A 17,096-nucleotide genomic window follows, 5' to 3' on the forward strand; every position below is an offset into this window, starting at 1 on the left:
CCGCGAGTATTCCCGCATCCGACGTCCGCGTCCGGTTCTGCCCGTCGCCCACCGGAACCCCGCACGTCGGGCTGGTGCGCACGGCGCTGTTCAACTGGGCGTTCGCCCGCCATCACGGCGGCGCATTCGTGTTCCGCATCGAGGACACCGACGCGGCACGTGATTCCGAGGAGTCGTACCAGGCGCTGCTCGACGCACTGCGGTGGCTCGGACTCGACTGGGACGAGGGTCCCGAGGTCGGTGGGCCGTACGAGCCGTACCGGCAGTCGTTGCGCCGCGATCAGCACCTCGCCGTGGTGCAGCAGCTCGTCGACGCGGGGGAGGCGTACGAGAGCTTCTCCACACCGGAGGAGGTGGAGGCGCGGCATCTCGCGGCCGGCCGGGATCCGAAGTTGGGCTTCGACAATCACGACCGCACGCTGACCGACGAGCAGCGGGAGGCCTTCCGCGCCGAGGGACGCAAGCCCGTCGTCCGGTTGCGTATGCCCGATCACGATCTGTCGTGGAACGACCTCGTGCGCGGCGAGACGACGTTCCGCGCCGGCACGGTCCCCGACTTCGCGCTCACCCGCGGCAACGGTGTCCCGCTGTACACGTTGGTGAACCCCGTGGACGACGCGCTGATGAAGATCACGCACGTCCTGCGCGGTGAGGATCTGCTGTCCTCGACCCCGCGTCAGGTCGCGCTGTACGAAGCCCTCGTGCGCATCGGTGTGGCAGAACGCATTCCGCAGTTCGGGCACCTCCCGTTCGTGATGGGGCAGGGCAACAAGAAGTTGTCGAAGCGCGACCCCGAGGCCGATCTCTTCCTGCACCGGGAGCGCGGGTTCGTCCCCGAAGGTCTGCTGAACTACCTGGCTCTCCTCGGGTGGGGATTCTCCGAGGACCGGGACGTGTTCTCGCTCGACGAGATGGTGGGTGCCTTCGACATCTCGACGGTCAACTCGAACCCGGCCCGCTTCGACCAGAAGAAGGCCGACGCCATCAACGCCGAACACATCCGGTTGCTCGAGCCGGCCGACTTCGCCGCGCGCCTGCGGGCGTATCTCGAGACGCACGGCCATCCGATCGGGGTGTCGGACGCAGCGTTCGCCGAGGCCGCGGAACTGGTGCAGACGCGCATCGTCGTGTTGTCCGACGCCTGGGGACTGCTGAAGTTCCTGCTTGCCCCCGCCGACGAGTTCACGGTCGATCCGGCATCGGCAGCCAAGAATCTGGGCGCCGACGCGGCACCCGTTCTGGACGCGACGGTGAGCGCCGTCGAGGGCGCACCGGAGTGGACTGCGGAGGCCTTGGAGTCGGCTCTCAAGGTCGCGCTGATCGACGAGATGGAGCTGAAGCCGCGTAAGGCGTTCGCGCCGGTGCGCGTGGCGGTGACCGGTTCCCACATCAGCCCACCGCTGTACGAGTCGATGGTGCTGCTGGGCCGGGAGCTGACGCTGGCGCGCTTGCGGTCGGCCCGTGCGTCGATCGTCTGAGGTGACTCGGGGCAGTTCGGGCGAAAGGGTGTGGTGATGAGCTTCACCGATCGGATCGACAGATTTCAGCAGCGGCATCCCGCCATGGGATTCCCGTTGGCCGTGTTCTACAAGTTCTTCGACGACCAGGGCGGCTACCTGGCAGCGCTCATCGCCTACTTCGGTTTCATCTCGCTGTTCCCGTTGCTGCTGCTGTTCTCCACCGTCCTGGGCATCGTCCTGGCCGGTGATCCCGAACTGCAGCAACGGATCATCGATTCGGCCATGAGCCAGATCCCCTTGATCGGTGAACAACTCGGCCAACCGGAAGGGCTGAGCGGGGGGACCGGGGCCATCGTCATCGGTGTCCTGGGATCGCTCTACGGCGGCCTGGGTGTGGCGGTGGCCGCACAGAACGCGATGAACGTCGCCTGGTCCGTCCCGAAGAACGATCGCCCCGATCCCGTCCGGGCGCGGGTGCGCGGCTTCGGCCTGCTGCTGACCGTCGGGACGGCCGTCATCGGCGTCACGGTCCTGAACGGTTTCAACGCGGCGGGCTTCTTCGGCACGGTCGCACAGGTGCTCGTCACGATCGCGGCGATCGTGCTCAACACCGCCACGTTCGTCGTGGCGTTCCGGCTCGGGACCACGCGTGCGGTGAGCGTGCGCGACGTGCTTCCCGGAGCCGTCATCGGCGCGCTGCTGTGGCAGGCCCTGCAGTCCTTCGGTGGGCTGTACGTCCAACGCGTCGTCGGCGGTGCGGACACTACCAACGGTGTGTTCGCGATCGTCCTCGGGCTGCTCGCGTTCCTCTACATCTCCTCGCTGGTGTTGGTGCTGTGCATCGAGGTGAACGTCGTGCGGACCGACAGGTTGCACCCGCGCGCTCTGCTCACCCCGTTCACGGACAACGTCGAACTGACCGACGGTGATCGAGACGCGTACACGGCACAGGCGGAGGCGCAGCGAAGCAAGGGTTTCGAGGAGATCGAGGTCACCTTCGGCGAGCCCGACGGGTCGCAGTCGACCGACTCAGCCCGCTGACCAGCCGATTTGGTGAATGCGGGATGGTGTTTGGTAGTGTTCTCCACGGCTCGAAACGGCCCGGAGAACGCGGCCGGACCAGGCCATTGGGGTATGGTGTAATTGGCAACACAGCGGTTTCTGGTACCGCCATTCTAGGTTCGAGTCCTGGTACCCCAGCAGAGAAACACCCGATTTCGTCGGATGCTCTCGGCCGGTTATGCTCTTCCGGTTGCTCCACCTGATTCACAGATGAAGATCCTGGCCCCGTCGTCTAGCGGCCTAGGACGCCGCCCTCTCAAGGCGGTAGCGCGGGTTCGAATCCCGTCGGGGCTACAACAGTCGAGGACCACCGCGATGCGGTGGTCCTCGAGTCGTTTCCGGGGAAGCCGTGCCCTCACGCTCCGGTGGTGAGGCCGTGTCGGTGTGTCGTAGGTTCACTGGGTGTCCTCACTACTCATCGCTGTTCCCGTCTACGGCCAGATCGACTACACCCACGCTGTGGTCCAGGATCTGCGACGCGAGAACGCCACCTTCGTGATCATCGACAACCGCGGTGACTACGTCCCGCTCGCCGACGAGCGCGTCGTCACGCCCGGCCGCAATCTCGGCTGGGCCGGCGGATCGAACCTCGGGTTCCGCATCGCCTTCAGCGACGGCCACACCCATGCGATGACGCTGAACAACGACACGCGATTGTCCCGCGGGTTCCTCGACGCGGTGACCGATCCGCAACTGCCGACCGATGCAGGCATCGTCGTGCCCGTCTACGACGACGCGTACGGCCACCGAGACATGAAGACGACGTACTCCGGGCTGGCCGAGGACTACGTTCCGGTCGACAGGTACCGCAAGTGCTACGCCGTGGACGGAACCGCCATGACCATCACCAAGGACACCTGGCTCGCACTCGGCGGGTACGACGAACGCAACTTCGGGTCCACGGGCTGGGGTGCGGACGTCGACTTCTGCATCCGTGCTGCAGCAGAGGGATTCGGCAGTTATGTCACCGAGCGCGCGTTCATCAACCACTTCGGCCGAGCAACGGCCATCGCGATGATGGGAAACCGCAAGTACCTCGCCAAGTCCGCGGTGGGCATGGTGGGCGGTGTGCTGCGCCTGCACCGAGGCAACGTGAGGAACTGGCTGTCCACGCCGCAGCCGACGGTGCACGAGTTCCGGTAGCCCGGCACCGACGCTCCGCCTCAGAGGCGTTTCTGCACGGCGTCCGCGGCCGCGAGAAGGTCGGCGGCCCAGCGCGCTCCGGGGCGGCGCCCCATGCGGTCGATCGGGCCGGACACGGAGATCGCGGCGACCACGCGGTCGTCGCGTCCGCGGATCGGTGCGGCGACGCTGGCGACGCCGGGCTCGCGCTCGGCGGCGCTCTGCGCCCAGCCGCGCTTGCGTACCTCGGCGAGCACCCGCTCACCGAAGGCGGCGTCGGGGAGGACGCTGCGCTGTAGTGCGGGGTCGGCCCACGCCAACAGCACCTTGGCGCCGGAGCCGGCGGTGAGGGGGAGGCGGGCGCCGACGAGCACGGTGTCGCGCAGCCCGGTGGGAGGTTCCATGGAGGCCACGCACACGCGCACCGTGCCGTCGATGCGGTAGACCTGCACGCTCTCCCCGGTGATCTCGCGCAGCCGTGGCAGCACCGTGGCCGCGGCGTCGAGAAGAGGGTCCTCGGCGGTGTGCGCGAGTTCGGCGAGCGCCGGCCCCGGTCGCCACAGTCCGTCGGTGTCACGGCTCAGCATGCGGTGCGTCTCGAGTCCGATGGCGAGCCGATGCGCGGTGGCGCGGGGGAGTCCGGTGGCGGAACACAGGTCGGCGAGGCTGCACGGTTCGAGTGACGCAGCCTGCAGAACGCTCATTGCTTTGTCCAGAACGCCGATGCCGCTATGCTGTCCCATGTAGCGATACTAGCGTCTCACAAGGTGAGATGGTGATCGTCGTCGGTCGAAAGGTGGAGTCATGGCAGCGAAGACCCTGGCGGAGAAGGTCTGGGATCAGCACGTCGTCGTTCGCGGCGGTGGTGAGGGTGACGCGACCAAGCCGGATCTCGTCTACATCGATCTCCACCTCGTGCACGAGGTCACCAGCCCGCAGGCGTTCGACGGACTGCGTCTGGCCGGTCGGCCCGTGCGCCGGCCCGATCTGACGATCGCGACGGAGGACCACAACGTCCCGACGGTCGACATCGACCAGCCGATCGCGGATCTCGTCTCCCGGACGCAGGTGGACACCCTGCGGCGCAACTGCGAGGAGTTCGGCATCCGCCTGCACTCGATGGGCGACATCGAGCAGGGCATCGTGCACATCATCGGGCCCCAGCTCGGTCTGACGCAGCCGGGAACCACTGTCGTGTGCGGGGACAGCCACACCTCGACGCACGGCGCGTTCGGCGCCCTCGCGATGGGCATCGGCACCAGTGAGGTCGAGCACGTGCTGGCGACCCAGACACTGTCGTTGCGCCCCTTCAAGACCATGTCGGTCACGGTGGACGGCGAGCTCGGTGACGACGTCGGCAGCAAGGACCTGATCCTGGCGGTCATCGCACAGATCGGTACGGGCGGTGGGCAGGGCTACGTCATCGAGTACCGCGGCGAGGCCATCCGGAAGATGTCGATGGAAGCGCGGATGACCATCTGCAACATGTCCATCGAGGCGGGCGCGCGCGCGGGCATGATCGCCCCCGACGAGATCACGTTCGAGTACATCAAGGGTCGGCCGCACGCTCCCTCCGGTGAGCTGTGGGAGCAGGCCGTCGCCGACTGGTCCACGCTCGTCACCGACGACGGCGCCGTCTTCGACAAGGAAGTGCGGATCGACGGGTCGGCGCTGACTCCGTTCGTCACGTGGGGCACCAACCCTGGTCAGGGCGCCCCCCTCAGTGCGTCGGTACCCGATCCGGCCGAGATCCTCGACGAGGGCGAGAGTCAGTCCGCCGAGAAGGCGCTCACCTACATGGGTCTGGAGCCGGGCACGCCGTTGCGCGACATCGCGGTCGACACCGTCTTCCTGGGGTCCTGCACCAACGGTCGGATCGAGGATCTCCGTGTGGCAGCGAAGATCTTGGACGGCCGTACCGTTGCCGACGGTGTGCGGATGCTCGTCGTTCCCGGCTCGATGCGCGTGCGCGCACAGGCCGAGGACGAGGGACTGGGCGCGATCTTCACTGCCGCAGGGGCGGAATGGCGCCAGGCGGGGTGCTCGATGTGTCTCGGCATGAATCCCGATCAGCTCGCTCCGGGTGAGCGATCGGCCTCGACGTCGAACCGCAACTTCGAAGGGCGCCAGGGCAAGGGCGGCCGTACGCACCTCGTCTCGCCGGCCGTCGCCGCCGCCACCGCGGTGCGTGGACGGTTGTCGGCTCCCGCCGATCTCGGCTGAGTCGACCGAGAATCCGTCCGCCCCGTCCCTTTTACGCCCCGTCAGGAGCTCGTCATGGAATCGTTCACCACGCACACCGGAATCGGTGTCCCGCTGCGCCGCAGCAACGTCGACACCGACCAGATCATCCCCGCCGTGTACCTCAAGCGCGTGACCCGAACGGGTTTCGAGGACGGGCTCTTCGCGGGGTGGCGCACCGATCCCGGTTTCGTCCTCAACACCCCGCCGTTCGACAAGGGTTCGGTTCTCGTCGCCGGACCCGATTTCGGCACCGGGTCCTCTCGGGAGCACGCCGTGTGGGCACTCTCGGACTACGGATTCCGGGCCGTGATCGCGTCCAGATTCGCCGACATCTTCCGCGGAAACGCCGGAAAGGCGGGTCTGCTGGCCGCCGTTGTCGAGCAATCGGATGTGGAACTGCTGTGGAAATTGCTCGACGAGCGCCCCGGGACGGAACTCACCGTCGACCTCGAGACGAAGACGATCAGCGCCGGAACACTGGTGGTGCGCTTCGATATTGACGACTACACGAGGTGGCGTCTGCTGGAGGGGCTGGACGACGTCGCGCTGACGTTACGCCAGGTAGAGGCCATTTCCGAGTTCGAGAAGTCGCGTCCGGAATGGAAGCCGAAGACACTTCCGGCGCCCGATCAGGCTCGGTGATTCCGGGCCGAAAAGGTCCTTCCCGCGACACTCATTGTGGCTGCGACGATTACAGCCGAACAGACTGTTTTGGCGTGGCTCGTGGACTCGTGCGCATTTCCGGTTTACCGTGGTACTCAGTCGGTCCGACGACGGGCCAATCAGTATGCGGAGGAATCACCGATGAACAAGGCAGAACTGATCGACGCCCTGACCGAGAAGACAGGCGCGGATCGCCGGAGCGCCACGGACGCTGTCGAGAACATCGTCGACATCATCGTGCGCGCCGTGCACCGCGGCGAGTCGGTCACCATCACCGGCTTCGGTGTCTTCGAGCAGCGTCGCCGTGCGGCCCGCGTCGCTCGTAACCCGCGCACCGGCGAGACCGTCAAGGTCAAGCCGACGTCCGTTCCCGCGTTCCGTCCCGGTGCTCAGTTCAAGGCCGTCATCGCCGGTGGCCAGAAGCTGTCCGCCACGGGCCCCGCCGTGAAGCGTGGCGCCTCCGCAGCCCCCGCGAAGAAGACTGCGGCAGCGAAGAAGACGGCAGCGGCGAAGAAGACCGCGGCCAAGGCTCCCGCGAAGGCGGCGACCAAGGCTCCCGCCAAGACGGCGGCCAAGAAGACCACGGCCACCAAGGCACCGGCCAAGACAGCGGCGAAGAAGACCACCGCCACCAAGGCACCGGCCAAGACGGCGGCCAAGAAGACCACCGCCACCAAGGCACCCGCCAAGACGGCAGCCAAGAAGACCACCACGGCCGCCGCGAAGAAGACCACGGCGACGAAGGCACCGGCCAAGACCGCAGCCAAGAAGACCACCCCGGCCAAGAAGGCCGCGCCCGCGAAGAAGGCGCCCGCCAAGAAAGCGCCGGCGAAACGTACTGCACGCAAGTAACGTTCCCGTTCGGCACGAAGGAGCCCCGGACCATCGGTCCGGGGCTCCTTCGTGTTCGTGTCGGCCGTACCGGCAGTTCAGTCGTGCCGGCTACGCGGGAGTGGCGAATCGGTGTAGTCCGCTGCCACCAGCACACCACCGACGAAGCTGAGCACCCAGACGCTGGCCTTGCGTGATCGGGTGCGGGAGAGTTCGACGCCGTCGCTCTCGGCCCACCACTCCATCAGGTTCGGAATCACCTTGCCCTGACTGCAGATCACCGGGACGCCGGACGTCGAGGCGATGATCTCGCGTGCGCGCTGACGTCCCTTGTCGGGATCCTGCGCGTACCCCTCCTCGGTCAGCGTGGGCTCCAGGGCCAGATCGACTCCGACGGACTCGGCCCACGGCGCGATGGTCTGGACGCACCGAGCACGCTCGGCGGTGAATCCGTCGGTGCCGCCGTAGGCCTGGATCAGAGGAACCAGTGCGGCCGCCTGGCGGACCCCGACGCTGTCGAGAGGCCGTTCGGCGTCGTCCCCCTTGTAGCGAGCCTTGCTCCCCGCCCGCGCATGGCGCACCAGCACAGCCGTACTCGTCGGGACCGGGTGCTGCGCGAAACGGCCGACGACGTCCCGGTCCGCCTCGTAGGTCGCGAGATCGCGAGCCTCGGCGGGTGTGAGCCACCGCAGTTCGTCGACCTCGTCGTTGACGGCGAACTCGCCGTCCACGACTCGAGCGGCCCAGTAGTCCACCTGCTTGATCTTCTTCGAGCGCGGGAGCGGGTAGGTGGTGGTTCCGAGACCGTGTCCGAGAACGCACCGGAAACCGGTCTCCTCCCACACTTCTCGGACGGCGGCGACAGCGGGTACCTCGTCGGCCTCGACCTTGCCCTTCGGAAGGGACCAGTCGTCGTAGCGGGGTCGATGCACCAGCGCCACCATCGGCTCGTCGCCCTCGGGGCCCGGACGCCACAGCACCGCACCCGCGGCCAGGACCGGATCAGGCGTCTTCGATGCGCGTGAGCTGCTCATCGACCCACCTCACGATCCGGTGTAGCGACGCTGGCGCATGAGGGACACCTGGTGATCCCGCACCGTCTCGCCGCTCGCGGGGGACGCCGTCCAGGCGCCGTCGGACTGCAGTACCCAGCAGCGGGTCGTGACGTCCATGGCCGAGTCGAGCATCGAGTTCAGCTGACCGGACAGCTTCGGGTCCTTCACCTGAGCCATGACCTCCACGCGTCGATCGAGGTTGCGGTGCATCATGTCCGCGCTGCCGATCCAGAACTCGTCGATCGCCTCGAAGTGCAACACACGCGAGTGTTCGAGGAACCGTCCGAGAATCGACCGCACCTGAATGTTCTCGCTGAGACCGGGTACGCCCGGCTTGAGAGCGCAGATACCGCGCACGACCACCTCGACCTGGACGCCCTCGGTGGACGCCCAGTACAGCGCGTCGATCACCTGCTCGTCGACGAGTGCGTTGGCCTTCAGGCGGATTCGGGCTTTCGCGCCGTCCTTGTGCGCCCGCACCTCGGCCTCGATGCGCTCGACGATTCCCGCCCGCACACCGAACGGCGCGACGAGGAGGTTCCGGTACTGCTCCTTGCGCGAGTAACCGGTGAGCGAGTTGAACAGGTCGGTGAGGTCGGCGCCGATCTCGTCGGCGGCCGTGATGAGACCCACGTCCTCGTAGAGTCGGGCGGTCTTGGGGTTGTAGTTGCCGGTGCCGATGTGGCAGTACCGGCGAATGGTGTCGCCTTCGCGGCGGACGACGAGGCACGTCTTGCAGTGGGTCTTCAGGCCGACCAACCCGTAGACCACGTGCACGCCGGCCTGCTCCAGTTTGCGTGCCCAGGCGATGTTGGCCTGTTCGTCGAAGCGCGCCTTGATCTCCACGAGAGTCACGACCTGCTTGCCGGCCTCTGCCGCGGCGATCAGCGCGTTGACGATGGGGGAGTCGCCCGACGTCCGATAGAGGGTCTGCTTGATGGCGAGCACGTGCGGATCGGCTGCCGCCTGCTCGATGAAGCGCTGCACGCTGGTGGAGAACGAGTCGTACGGGTGATGCAGCAGCACGTCCCCGTCGCGCAGCGTGGAGAAGATCGACTTGGGCGTCTCGCGCTCTCCGAAGGCGGGGTGCGTCGCCGGCACGAACGGTGCGTCCTTCAGGACGGGCTTGTCGACGCCGTAGAGCTGCATGAGGCACGACAGATCGAGCAGTCCCGGCACCTGGATGACGTCGCCGGGATCGACGTCCAACTCGCGCAGCAACAGGCTGAGCATGTGGTCGGTCATGTCGTCCGCGACCTCGAGGCGCACGGGCGATCCGAAACGGCGGCGCGCGAGTTCGCGCTCGAGGGCCTGCAGGAGGTCCTCGTCCCGATCCTCCTCCACCTCGAAATCGGCGTTGCGCGTGATGCGGAAGGCGTGGTGCTCGACGATCTGGAGTCCCGGGAACAGAACGTCGAGATGCGCCGCGATGAGCTCCTCCATGGGAAGGAACGCGGGCACGGCGCCGACGTCGCCTCGGTGCAACTGCACGAACCGATCGACGTTGTCCGGGACCTTCACCCTGGCGAAGTGCTCGCCGCCCGTGGTCGAGTCCTTCACCGTCACAGCGAGATTGAGGCTCAGTCCGGAGATGTACGGGAACGGGTGGGCGGGATCCACGGCCAGCGGGGTGAGGACGGGGAACACCTGCTCGGTGAAATACCGTGTCAGACGGGTCCGCTCGTCGGAGGTGACCTCCGACCACCGGATGACCGAGATTCCCTCGTTCGCCAGCTCCGGCAGGATGCGGTCGATGAAGGTGCGGGCGTGACGGTCGGCGATCTCCTGGGTGCGCCGGGCGATCAACGCCAGCTGTTCGCGGGGGGAGAGTCCGTCGGCGGAGCGGACGGACAGGCCGGTCTCGTCGCGGCGCTTGAGGCCGGCCACCCGCACCATGTAGAACTCGTCGAGGTTGCTGGCGAAGATGGCGAGGAACTTCGCCCGCTCGAGCAGCGGCAGCGACGAGTCCTCCGCGAGTGCCAGCACCCGTGAGTTGAAGTCGAGCCAGCTCAACTCGCGGTTGAGATAGCGGTCCTCCGGGAGCAGGTCCACCGGCACCGCGGTGTCCGATGTCGCGGCCGGCGGTGCCGTGGGTGCGGAGGGTGCGCGGCTGGCCAGCGGCGCGCTCCACTCACCGTCGACGGCGTCACCGGGTGCTGCGGAACTCGTGGGGGCCCCGGAACGGGAAGGGGCGTCGGTCGTGTTCTCGGTCGCCTCGTTGGTCACGCGTCGATCATCCCTCACGCGGGCCGTGCGCGAGTAGTCGACCGCGTGCGAATTCGCGACGGGCCTCGCCCGGCCGTGTCAGCGCGCGGCGGTCCAGCCGAGCTCGGCGAGCAGCGCGGCGGTGTGCGGCCCCACCCCCAGGTCGAGGGCGGCGCGGACGTCGTCCGCCGTGTCCACGTCCAGACGCAGACCCGGCCAGGTGCCGCGGAGAGGGAACGCCCCGGAATCGACGTGGCGCGAGGCCGAGTCCGGACCGAACCGTGGTTCGAGGCGCCGGGGGCGACCCCGCACGATCAGGGCCGACGTTCCGGTTCCGGTGTGATCGATCACCACCGAGCGGGTGTCCGGGGGAGCGGCGGCGTAGGCCGCGACCAGTTCCGCGGTGCGCAGGGCGGGGAGGTCGGCCTGCAGGGCGATCACGTCGCCGCCGTGGGCGTCACTGATCGCGTCGTCCGCTGCGGACAGGGCGCGATTGAGTCGCTCCACGGTGGTGGCGGCACCCGACTCGGGTTCGGACACCGTGTGTCCGCCGAGGGCGACGGCGACGCTCGCGACGCGAGAGTCCGGCGTGACGACCGACCATCCGGTGACGACGTCCGCCGCTGCGGCGGCCGACGCGGTGTCGCGCAACATCGCCAGCACGAGTTCGGCGCGTTCGTCGCCGGGGAAGGTCGTGGACAGTCGGCTCTTCGCGTCGACGAGGTTCTTCACCGCGAGCACGAGATGGACACCGCGCCGTGGGGCGGTGTCGGTCGGAGGTCGACTGGGCGTGCTCATGACCGTCGATCCTGCCAGCAGTCATTACCGCCGACTTCGTTCGGCAGGCCTCCGACATCGCTACTGTGAGCCGCCAGGGCTGCCGAGCGGGCGACGGCCTCGTGTCGATCGAGGAAAGGCTGGGTCATGGTCAAGGCAGCGGTGCTCGGTTCCGGTTCGTGGGGAACCGCGTTCGCGAAGGTGCTCGCCGACGCGGGCACCGACGTGACCATGTGGGCGCGTCGAGAGGAACTCGCGACGTCCATCCAGGAGAACCACCGGAACGACGACTACCTTCCGGGAGTCGCACTGCCGTCGGCCATTCGAGCGACTCACGACGCCGCGGAGGCGTTGGACGGGGCCTGCACGGTCGTCCTCGCGGTGCCCTCGCAGGCCTTGCGCGCCAACCTGGCGGAGTGGGCTCCGCTGATGGGGTCGGACGTCACCCTGCTCTCGCTCGCCAAGGGCATCGAGACGGGGACCCTCATGCGCATGTCGCAGGTCATCTGTCAGGTCACCGGTGCGGACCCGAGTCGCGTCGGCACGTTGTCGGGACCGAACCTCGCCAAGGAGATCGCCGCCGAGCAACCCACCGCGACGGTCATCGCGTGCCCGGACTCCAATCGCGCGATCGCGCTCCAGTCGGCGTGTGCCACCAGCTACTTCCGCCCGTACACGAACTCCGACGTCATCGGGTGCGAGATCGGCGGTGCGTGCAAGAACGTCATCGCCCTCGCGTGCGGCATGGCGGCGGGTATCGGTTTCGGGGAGAACTCGGTCGCCAGCATCATCACCCGCGGTCTCGCCGAGGTGACCCGTCTCGGTGTCGCGCTCGGCGCCAACCCGTCGACGCTCGCGGGTCTCGCCGGGGTGGGTGACCTCGTCGCCACGTGCTCGTCCCCGCTCTCGCGTAATCGCACGTTCGGCGAGCGGCTGGGGTCGGGTGGCTCGCTGGAGAGTGCGCAGGAAGCGGCGCACGGTCAGGTGGCCGAGGGTGTGAAGTCGTGCACATCCATCCGAGCTCTCGCGGAGGCCTACGACGTGGAGATGCCCCTCACCGACGCGGTCCACCGGGTCTGCCACGAGGGCCTCTCCGTTCCGGACGCCGTCCACAGCCTCCTGGGGCGTCGTCACAAGCCGGAGTGAACCGCGGCGGTGCGCGTCACGCCTCGTCCGGGGTTCGCCGGTACGGTGCTCACGTGACCGATCCCATCAAGGTCGCCGTGATCTACGGCGGTCGAAGCAACGAACACTCCGTCTCCTGCGTCTCGGCAGGAAGCGTCATGCGTCACCTCGACTCCGACCGTTTCGACGTGATCCCCATCGGGATCACGCGCGCCGGAACGTGGGTCGAGGGCACCGCCGACCCGACGGAGTTGCAGATCCGGGATCGCGTTCTCCCGTCGGTCGCCGGTGCGGGCGTCCCGCTCGCTCTCGGAGTCGATCCCGAGAACCCCGGTCGCATCACGCGCTCCGTCGACGGGACGGCCGAGGACATCGGTGCGGTCGACGTCGTCTTCCCGGTGCTGCACGGTGCCTACGGCGAGGACGGCACGGTCCAGGGGCTGTTCGAGGTCGCCGGCGTCCCCTACGTGGGACCGGGAGTCCTCGCGAGCGCCGCGGCGATGGACAAGGAGTTCACCAAGAAGCTGCTCGCGGCCGAGGGCCTTCCCGTCGGGCGCCAGGTCGTCCTGCGCCGCGATCGCGAGACCCTGACCTCCGACGAGCGCGACGTCATCGGTCTCCCCGCGTTCGTGAAGCCGGCCCGCGGCGGATCGTCGATCGGGATCACGCGCATCGTCGACTGGGACGAGTTGGACGACGCGGTGACCGTTGCGCGAGAACATGATCCAAAGGTCGTGATCGAGGCCGCCATCGTCGGCCGCGAGGTGGAGTGCGGTGTCCTGGAGATGCCGGACGGCTCCGTCCGCGCCAGCGTCGTCGCCGAGATCCGCATGGACGAGGCCTCGGCGTCGGCCGGCGGTGCGACGTTCTACGACTTCGACAGCAAGTACCTCGACGACGTGGTCGAGTTCGACATCCCGGCCCTGCTGGACGACGACGTCTCGACGGTGCTGCGGGAGATCGCGGTCCGTGCCTTCGCTGCGCTGGATCTGCAAGGTCTCGCGCGCGTCGACTTCTTCGTGACCGACGACGGTCCGGTGATCAACGAGATCAACACGATGCCCGGCTTCACGGCCATCTCGATGTACCCGCGGATGTGGGAGGCGACGGGCGTCGGCTACTCGGAGCTCGTCGGCACTCTCGTCGACACCGCGCTCGCACGGGGGACCGGACTGCGGTGAGAGGTCGGCCCTGCCGGATCAGTTGATCGGAGCGGGGTCCAACGGCGTCTGCGGAAGGGCTCCCGACACCGCGGCAGACAGGGCCTGGATCGGTGTGGGGCCCGTGCCGTCGGGGATGGTGGCCGCGGCGTACACGCCCCGGTCGACGACGAACCATGTGCTCGCGGCGAGGCCCTGATCCGCGCCCGACACCCGGAACCACTGCACGCCGTCGACGACGTCGAGAGCGGCGGCCTGATCGAATTCCGCCGGACGCTCGAGCCCGCACCGCAGCACGATGGGGTCGGTGACGTCCTCGGACTGCCAGGCGGCCGCACCCACGGGCGCGGGGTCGGCCAGCTCGGCGCGGGTGAACGAGTCGAACGTCTCGGGCAGTGCGCCGAGCAACGTCGCGCACTCGGTGCTCTCGGCAAGCGGCGAGGGGACCGCGCCGAGAGCGACGGGCTCGCGGACGGGAGTTCTGTTCGCCATGACCGCCGCGACGATGATGCCGACGACGAGCGCGACGGGCAGGGCGATCGCGGTGGCGATCAGAGCGGGGTGCAGACCCGTGGCCGACTCGTCCGTCGCGGTCGGTTCGTCCTGCGTCATCGTGCTCCCTCGTGTCGAACGGTCTCGGCGGAAACGTTACCCGCGCCCTGACGGGGGCCCGGATGCGTGACGACGACGAGGCCCCGTGGGATGCTGCACGACGGTGATCCACGACGGTGATGGAGGAGTTCTGTGTCACAGGCGGACGATCCCGCGACCGGGACGGTGGGGGACCTCGGTGAGTTCGCACTCATCGGCCGCGCGACGGCCGGCCGTGTCCACCCCCCATCGGTCGCGATCGGGCCGGGGGACGACGCGGCGGTGATCGCCGCCCCCGACTCCCGCGTCGTCGTCACGACCGACATGCTGGTGGAGGGTCGACACTTCCGCCTCGACTGGTCGAGTCACCACGACGTCGGCCGAAAGGCCATCGCGCAGAACGCCGCGGACATCGCCGCGATGGGCGCGCGGTGCACGGGATTCCTCGTCTCGATGTCGTGCCCGTCGACCACCGCGGTGTCGGACGTGGACGCGCTCACCGCGGGTCTGTGGGCGGAGGCGACGCGAGTCGGCGCGTCGATCGTCGGCGGGGACGTCACGGGAGGGGACCGGCTGGTGTTGTCGATCACCGCGCTGGGTGACCTCGAGGGTCGACCCCCGGTGCTGCGGTCCGGTGCCCGGCCGGGGGACGTGCTCGCACTGTCCGGACCCACCGGCCGGTCCGCTGCCGGGTGGGCACTGTACGAGGCGGGCTCGACCACCCACCCGGATCTGCTGGCAGCACATCGCGTCCCGACGCCCGATCCCGCCGACGGTCCGGCCGCGGCGCGCGCGGGAGCGTCGTCGATGTGCGACGTGTCCGACGGCGTGATCGGCGACGCGGGACATCTGGCGGCGATGTCCGCTGTGCGGCTCGACATTTCGTCGGCCGACATGGAGATCCCCGAGGACGTGGTGCACGCCGGCACCGAACTCGGCGTCGACCCGCTGCACTGGGCTCTCGGCGGCGGGGAGGACCACGTGCTGCTCGCGACCTTCGCCTCCGACGACGTGCCGACCGGCTGGCGCCGGATCGGATCCGTGAGTGCGGGAACAGGAGTCACGGTGGACGGTGTGCGATGGGAAGGACCTGCGGCATGGACGAGCTTCTGACGGTCACGACCACTCGGCTCGACGACCCGGACGTGGTCGCGATGATCGACGAGGTCCAGCAGGAGTACGTGCGCCGCTACGGCGGCCCCGACGAGACGCCGCTCGACGTCCGGGAGTTCCTGCCGCCGCACGGCGTGATGCTGCAGGCCGTCCTGGACGGCGCCGTCGTCGGTATGGGCGGCTGGCGGACCCACGAGCACGGAGGACCCGAGGCGGAGGGCCTGCGCACCGGCGACGCGGAGATCAAGCGCATGTACGTCCGCACCGAGGCGCGCGGCGCGGGCGTCGCGCGTGCCCTGCTGCGGACGATCGAGGACACCGCCCGCGACGCTGGCCGGCTACGACTGGTCCTCGAGACCGGACTGCGTCAACCCGAGGCCATCGGCCTCTACACCTCGAGTGGGTATCGACCGCTCGTACCGAAGTTCGGCCTCTACCGGCACGAGGAGCAGTCGGTGTGCATGGTGAAGGATCTGACCGGATGACATGCTGGAGCCATGACCGTCTACGCACTCGGTGACCGTGAACCCGACATCCACCCCACCGCCTACGTGCATCCCGATGCCGTCGTCATCGGTGCGGTGACACTCGCTGCGGGAGTGTCGGTGTGGCCCGGGGCGGTGCTGCGCGGCGACTACGGGACCATCACCGTGGGGCAGGACACGAACATTCAGGACGGCACCGTCGTGCACTGCACGCCGATCCACCCGACCGTGATCGGCGCCGGGTGCGTCGTCGGGCACAACGCGCACGTCGAGGGGGCGACCATCGGAGACGCGTGCCTCATCGCGTCGGGCAGTGTCGTCCTCAACGGCGCGTCCATCGGATCCGGCGCGATCGTCGGCGCCGGCGCCGTGGTCCCCTTCGACGCCGTCGTGCCCGAACGTCGGATGGCACTGGGGGTTCCGGCCAAGGTCCGCGAGAGCCACGAGGTGGCGGAGGGGCACGTGGACGTCAACGTCGCGATGTACAAGGCCAATGCGGAGTACTACCGGGGCGCGCTGCGCGTGCTGTCGTGACGGCGCCCGTCGCGGATCCGGGGTGGGCGTCCGCGCTCGGTCCGGTGGCCGACGACATCGCCCGGATGGGCGACTTCCTGCGCGCCGAGAACGCCGCCGGGCGAGGCTACCTGCCCGCCGGGGAGGACGTGCTGCGCGCCTTCAGCCGCCCGTTCGAGGAGGTGCGTGTGCTGGTGCTGGGACAGGATCCCTATCCGACGCCGGGACATGCTGTGGGACTTAGCTTCTCGGTCGCGCCCGACGTGCGGCCGGTCCCGCGCAGCCTCGCGAACATCTTCACCGAGTACAGCGCCGATCTCGGCCTGCCGACACCCAGTACCGGTGATCTGTCTCCGTGGGCCGATCGTGGTGTGCTCCTGCTGAACCGTGTTCTGACCGTGGAACCGGGCAAGGCGGCGTCGCACCGGCGCAAGGGCTGGGAAGCGGTGACGGCGCAGGCGATCACCGCTCTGGTGAACCGACCCGGCCGCCCCCTGGTCGCGGTCCTCTGGGGACGCGACGCCGCGACGGCCAAGCCGCTGCTCGGGTCCACGCCCACGGTCGAGTCCGTCCATCCCTCACCGCTGTCCGCGTCGCGGGGGTTCTTCGGGTCACGGCCGTTCAGCACCGTGAACGACCATCTCGCGACGCTGGGCGAGGAACCCGTCGACTGGCGTCTGGACTGAGGCG

Annotated in this window: 17 protein-coding genes and 2 tRNA genes; 14 read left to right on the forward strand and 5 right to left on the reverse strand. The window is 68.6% G+C overall.

All coding sequences use genetic code 11. The features are described 5' to 3' along the window. Window positions 1-8: 8 nt before the first annotated feature. The 5 genes from gltX (at window position 9) to J4E04_RS08855 (ending at window position 3,665) form a co-directional block, all read left to right on the forward strand. The gene (gene gltX, locus J4E04_RS08835; protein ID WP_490150523.1) at window positions 9-1,478 is read left to right on the forward strand and encodes a glutamate--tRNA ligase; all 1,470 of its coding nucleotides are present in this window, start codon (window positions 9-11) and stop codon (window positions 1,476-1,478) included. 36 nt (window positions 1,479-1,514) lie between these two features. After that, window positions 1,515-2,501, forward strand: coding sequence for a YihY/virulence factor BrkB family protein (locus J4E04_RS08840; protein ID WP_037187043.1), 987 nt, complete (start codon window positions 1,515-1,517; stop codon window positions 2,499-2,501). 87 nt (window positions 2,502-2,588) lie between these two features. Then, window positions 2,589-2,660 (forward strand) — tRNA-Gln (locus J4E04_RS08845). A gap of 83 nt (window positions 2,661-2,743) precedes the next feature. Continuing rightward, window positions 2,744-2,816, forward strand: a tRNA-Glu gene (locus tag J4E04_RS08850). A 108-nt stretch (window positions 2,817-2,924) separates the two neighbouring features. Continuing rightward, window positions 2,925-3,665: a glycosyltransferase family protein gene (locus J4E04_RS08855; RefSeq protein ID WP_490150361.1), complete on the forward strand. Its 741-nt coding sequence runs from the start codon at window positions 2,925-2,927 to the stop codon at window positions 3,663-3,665. 20 nt (window positions 3,666-3,685) lie between these two features. On the opposite strand, the gene J4E04_RS08860 is transcribed toward J4E04_RS08855, so the two are convergent. Next, a complete protein-coding gene (locus J4E04_RS08860; RefSeq protein WP_490150362.1) occupies window positions 3,686-4,387 on the reverse strand; it encodes an IclR family transcriptional regulator in 702 nt (233 codons plus the stop codon). Window positions 4,388-4,448: 61 nt separating this feature from the next. On the opposite strand from J4E04_RS08860, the gene leuC reads away from it, so the two are divergent. From leuC to J4E04_RS08875, 3 genes are all read left to right on the forward strand, one after another. Beyond that, window positions 4,449-5,867 carry a 3-isopropylmalate dehydratase large subunit gene (gene leuC, locus J4E04_RS08865; RefSeq protein WP_204867952.1) on the forward strand — a complete coding sequence of 473 codons (1,419 nt, stop codon included), beginning with the start codon at window positions 4,449-4,451 and terminating at the stop codon, window positions 5,865-5,867. Between the two features lie 54 nt (window positions 5,868-5,921). Then, on the forward strand, window positions 5,922-6,530 hold the full coding sequence (leuD, locus tag J4E04_RS08870) for a 3-isopropylmalate dehydratase small subunit (protein WP_027507004.1): 609 nt from the start codon (window positions 5,922-5,924) through the stop codon (window positions 6,528-6,530). A 162-nt stretch (window positions 6,531-6,692) separates the two neighbouring features. Further along, the gene (locus J4E04_RS08875) at window positions 6,693-7,403 is read left to right on the forward strand and encodes an HU family DNA-binding protein (protein ID WP_027507003.1); all 711 of its coding nucleotides are present in this window, start codon (window positions 6,693-6,695) and stop codon (window positions 7,401-7,403) included. Between the two features lie 77 nt (window positions 7,404-7,480). Here J4E04_RS08875 and J4E04_RS08880 read toward each other — a convergent pair whose 3' ends face one another. From J4E04_RS08880 to cofC, 3 genes are all read right to left on the reverse strand, one after another. After that, window positions 7,481-8,416, reverse strand: coding sequence for an NUDIX hydrolase (locus J4E04_RS08880; protein ID WP_222649238.1), 936 nt, complete (start codon window positions 8,414-8,416; stop codon window positions 7,481-7,483). Window positions 8,417-8,425: 9 nt separating this feature from the next. Next, window positions 8,426-10,555, reverse strand: a complete 2,130-nt coding sequence (locus tag J4E04_RS08885; RefSeq protein WP_231476464.1) for an RNA degradosome polyphosphate kinase — start codon at window positions 10,553-10,555, stop codon at window positions 8,426-8,428. Between the two features lie 186 nt (window positions 10,556-10,741). Continuing rightward, a complete protein-coding gene (gene cofC / locus J4E04_RS08890; RefSeq protein ID WP_027507000.1) occupies window positions 10,742-11,440 on the reverse strand; it encodes a 2-phospho-L-lactate guanylyltransferase in 699 nt (232 codons plus the stop codon). Between the two features lie 126 nt (window positions 11,441-11,566). Here cofC and J4E04_RS08895 point away from each other — a divergent pair, with 126 nt between their 5' ends. Then, a complete protein-coding gene (locus J4E04_RS08895) occupies window positions 11,567-12,565 on the forward strand; it encodes an NAD(P)H-dependent glycerol-3-phosphate dehydrogenase (protein WP_027506999.1) in 999 nt (332 codons plus the stop codon). 53 nt (window positions 12,566-12,618) lie between these two features. After that, window positions 12,619-13,725 (forward strand): D-alanine--D-alanine ligase family protein, encoded by a 1,107-nt coding sequence (locus J4E04_RS08900; protein ID WP_490150363.1) that lies wholly within the window; start codon window positions 12,619-12,621, stop codon window positions 13,723-13,725. Between the two features lie 18 nt (window positions 13,726-13,743). Here the strand turns inward: J4E04_RS08900 and J4E04_RS08905 are convergent, their stop codons facing one another. Then, the gene (locus J4E04_RS08905; RefSeq protein WP_056445452.1) at window positions 13,744-14,316 is read right to left on the reverse strand and encodes a DUF3515 domain-containing protein; all 573 of its coding nucleotides are present in this window, start codon (window positions 14,314-14,316) and stop codon (window positions 13,744-13,746) included. Window positions 14,317-14,448: 132 nt separating this feature from the next. Between J4E04_RS08905 and J4E04_RS08910 the strand changes: the two genes are divergently transcribed. The 4 genes from J4E04_RS08910 to J4E04_RS08925 are packed head-to-tail and all read left to right on the forward strand — an operon-like array spanning window position 14,449 to window position 17,092. Continuing rightward, the gene (locus J4E04_RS08910) at window positions 14,449-15,408 is read left to right on the forward strand and encodes a thiamine-phosphate kinase (protein ID WP_056445450.1); all 960 of its coding nucleotides are present in this window, start codon (window positions 14,449-14,451) and stop codon (window positions 15,406-15,408) included. Beyond that, window positions 15,393-15,893 carry a GNAT family N-acetyltransferase gene (locus J4E04_RS08915; RefSeq protein WP_222645371.1) on the forward strand — a complete coding sequence of 167 codons (501 nt, stop codon included), beginning with the start codon at window positions 15,393-15,395 and terminating at the stop codon, window positions 15,891-15,893. The genes J4E04_RS08910 and J4E04_RS08915 overlap by 16 nt, the downstream gene beginning before the upstream one ends. 12 nt (window positions 15,894-15,905) lie before the next feature. Beyond that, window positions 15,906-16,427, forward strand: a complete 522-nt coding sequence (locus J4E04_RS08920) for a gamma carbonic anhydrase family protein (protein ID WP_222637748.1) — start codon at window positions 15,906-15,908, stop codon at window positions 16,425-16,427. Further along, entirely contained in the window at window positions 16,424-17,092 is a 669-nt protein-coding gene (locus J4E04_RS08925; RefSeq protein WP_490150364.1) for a uracil-DNA glycosylase, read from the forward strand. The genes J4E04_RS08920 and J4E04_RS08925 overlap by 4 nt, the downstream gene beginning before the upstream one ends. The last annotated feature ends 4 nt before the right edge of the window (window positions 17,093-17,096 follow it).

The organism is Rhodococcus sp. NFXS4 (assembly GCF_058139645.1).

Bases quoted from the DNA above. Each gene is read 5' to 3' on its own strand.
- J4E04_RS08875 (WP_027507003.1), top strand. From the start codon at position 6,693: ATGAACAAGGCAGAACTGATCGACGCCCTGACCGAGAAGACAGGCGCG.
- J4E04_RS08920 (WP_222637748.1), top strand. From the start codon at position 15,906: ATGACCGTCTACGCACTCGGTGACCGTGAACCCGACATCCACCCCACC.
- J4E04_RS08895 (WP_027506999.1), top strand. From the start codon at position 11,567: ATGGTCAAGGCAGCGGTGCTCGGTTCCGGTTCGTGGGGAACCGCGTTC.
- J4E04_RS08840 (WP_037187043.1), top strand. From the start codon at position 1,515: ATGAGCTTCACCGATCGGATCGACAGATTTCAGCAGCGGCATCCCGCC.
- J4E04_RS08860 (WP_490150362.1), bottom strand. From the start codon at position 4,387: ATGGGACAGCATAGCGGCATCGGCGTTCTGGACAAAGCAATGAGCGTT.
- J4E04_RS08915 (WP_222645371.1), top strand. From the start codon at position 15,393: ATGGACGAGCTTCTGACGGTCACGACCACTCGGCTCGACGACCCGGAC.
- leuC (WP_204867952.1), top strand. From the start codon at position 4,449: ATGGCAGCGAAGACCCTGGCGGAGAAGGTCTGGGATCAGCACGTCGTC.
- J4E04_RS08905 (WP_056445452.1), bottom strand. From the start codon at position 14,316: ATGACGCAGGACGAACCGACCGCGACGGACGAGTCGGCCACGGGTCTG.
- leuD (WP_027507004.1), top strand. From the start codon at position 5,922: ATGGAATCGTTCACCACGCACACCGGAATCGGTGTCCCGCTGCGCCGC.
- J4E04_RS08880 (WP_222649238.1), bottom strand. From the start codon at position 8,416: ATGAGCAGCTCACGCGCATCGAAGACGCCTGATCCGGTCCTGGCCGCG.
- cofC (WP_027507000.1), bottom strand. From the start codon at position 11,440: ATGAGCACGCCCAGTCGACCTCCGACCGACACCGCCCCACGGCGCGGT.